The organism is Actibacterium sp., assembly GCF_041584535.1.
Classification (GTDB): Bacteria; Pseudomonadota; Alphaproteobacteria; order Rhodobacterales; family Rhodobacteraceae; genus Actibacterium_D.
In genome coordinates this window covers 1-2,552 of the sequence record NZ_JBFHDW010000333.1, presented here as the reverse complement: position 1 = coordinate 2,552, position 2,552 = coordinate 1, and the positions used below count along the sequence as shown (strand labels likewise).

The following is a 2,552-nucleotide window of genomic DNA, read 5'->3' as shown; positions in this document are numbered from 1 at the left end:
GCAAGGGCAATGATACGATCATCGGTGGCCGCGACGACGACCTGATTTACGGTGGCGACGGAGACGACATCATCGACGGGTTCTCGGGCAATGACGAGATCCACGGCGGCGACGGGAACGACTCCATCACCGGCGGAGGCGGCGACGACACGCTATATGGCGATGGCGGCGACGACACGATTTCGGGCGGCAATAATGTCGACTTTATCGATGGCGGCGATGGCGACGACACCATCACCGCGGGCGCACGCGACGACACCGTCTATGGCGGCGACGGCAATGACACCGTTTATGGCGAGGATGGCGACGACTTCATCGACACCTCGGCACCGCTGAGCAGTGCGCCGTTGCCCGATCGCGGCTATCCCGGCCTGTTCCCGTCGGATGCCGACCCTGACAACGACAAGGACTTTGTCGATGGCGGCTCGGGCGATGACACGATCATCACCGGCGACGATGACGACGTGATCTTTGGCGGTGCGGGCAACGATACGATCAATGCCGGCTTTGACGACGACACGATCGATGGCGGTGACGGCGACGACTATATCGTCGGCGGCGAGGGCTCGGATACGATCGACGGCGGCGATGGCAACGATACGATCTATGGCGGCCTTGATCCGATCTTCCCGGACAGCCTGAACATCCCCGACAGCATCGATCTGGTGCAGGATAACGGTCGCGACGTGATCCACGGCGGCGACGGTAACGACACCATCTTTGGTCAGGATGACGATGACGTCATCTATGGCGATGGCGGCAATGACGTGATCGACGGCGGCATCGACGAGGATGAAATCCACGGCGGCGACGGCAACGACATCATCACCGGCGGGCAGGGGGTCGATACGCTGTATGGCGACGCCGACCGCGACCTGTTCCTTGGCGGCAATGTCGGCGATTTCGTCGATGGCGGCGCCACCGGCGATGACTGGGATACACTGGATTTGACCGGGGCAGCCCCGGCTGGTGGCAGCGTCAAGGTCACCTATACCAATGTCGACAGCGACGGGAACGGCTTTGACGGCTTTGTCACCTTCTACGACAATGGCGGCGGAACGCTGGGCACGATGGACTTCGAGAATATCGAGGATGTCATCCCCTGCTTTACCCCCGGCGCGCGGATTGCCACGCCCAAGGGCGAGCGTCTGGTTCAGGATCTGAAACCCGGCGACAAGGTGATCACCCGCGACAACGGCATTCAGGAAATCCGCTGGATCGGCGAAAAAGCCCTGACTGGCCGCGACCTTGCCAAGGCGCAGCACCTGAAACCGGTGCTGATCAAGGCCGGTGCATTGGGGCAGGGCCTGCCCGAGCGTGACATGATCGTCAGCCCCAACCACCGGATGCTGGTCGCCAACGACCGCACGGCGCTGTATTTCGAAGAGCGCGAAGTTCTGGTGGCGGCAAAACATCTGGTCAACACTCGCGGCATCCACGCGCTGAACCCGATGAACACGACCTACATCCACTTTATGTTCGACCAACACGAGGTGGTGCTGTCCGACGGGTCGTGGACCGAAAGCTTCCAGCCCGGCGATTACACGCTGAAAGGCATGGGCAACGCGCAGCGGAACGAGATCTTTGAATTGTTCCCCGAGCTGAAAACCGAGGACGGTCTGAAAGACTATACCGCCGCGCGCAAGACCCTGAAAAAGCACGAGGCGCGGTTGCTCAGCTTCTGAATGGCATAGGTTGCTAGGGGCTGCCCGGACGCGGGCACCCAAAAAACGCCGGGGTGGGGGGCCCCGGCGTTTTTACGTTCAGCCGACAGGTTCGCGGATTTAGGCGCGGTCGGATTTGAGTATTTGGACCAAGAAAAAGACCGGGCCTAGCGTTCAGGGATCAGGCCGCGCGGGCTGAAGCGCAGCACCAGCAACAGGATGATCCCCATCATCAACAGCCGCATATGGGCGACGCTGTCCAGCAAGTGGGTTTTCAGCGGCGAACCATCGGTCATGCCCGAGGTGATGACATTCATCACCGCGCCGCCGAATTGTTCCGATTGCAGCCAGAGAAAGCCAATCAGCATCCCGCCCAGAACCGCGCCCCAGTTATTGCCCGAGCCGCCAACGATCACCATCACCCAGATCAGGAAGGTGTAATGCAGCGGGTTATACGAGCCGGGCGTCAGTTGTCCGTGCATCGTGGTCAGCATCGCACCCGCGATCCCGCAGACGGCCGAGCCGAGGATGAAGATTTGCAGGTGGCGCCCGGTGACGTTCTTGCCCATTGCGGCGGCGGCGGTCTCGTTATCGCGAATGGCGCGCATCATCCGGCCCCAGGGCGATTTCAGAGCCAGTTCGCTCAGCAGGATCACCCCCAGCAGCACCGCCAGAAACAGCCCGGCATAGGCCAGTTTGACCGTAAGGGTCGAGGCGGTGATCGGGTCGATGCCGACTCCGGTCGCCAGCGCGACAAAGCTGTCGCTTTCCTGCAGATCGACCTCGTAGGGCACGGGGCGGGGCAGGCCGACCATGTTCTTGACGCCGCGCGCCAGCCATTCTTCGTTCTTCATCACCGCGATGATGATTTCGCCAATGCCCAGCGTT

At 61.6% G+C, this 2,552-nt stretch carries 2 protein-coding genes; one reads left to right on the top strand and one right to left on the bottom strand.

All coding sequences use genetic code 11. The annotated features are described in order from the left end of the window. A partial coding sequence (locus tag ABYW26_RS13215) for a Hint domain-containing protein (RefSeq protein WP_372605380.1) occupies positions 1 to 1,685 on the top strand: 1,685 nt, incomplete at its 5' end. Positions 1,686 to 1,831: 146 nt separating this feature from the next. On the opposite strand, the gene ABYW26_RS13210 is transcribed toward ABYW26_RS13215, so the two are convergent. After that, a partial coding sequence (locus tag ABYW26_RS13210; protein WP_372605378.1) for a branched-chain amino acid ABC transporter permease occupies positions 1,832 to 2,552 on the bottom strand: 721 nt, incomplete at its 5' end.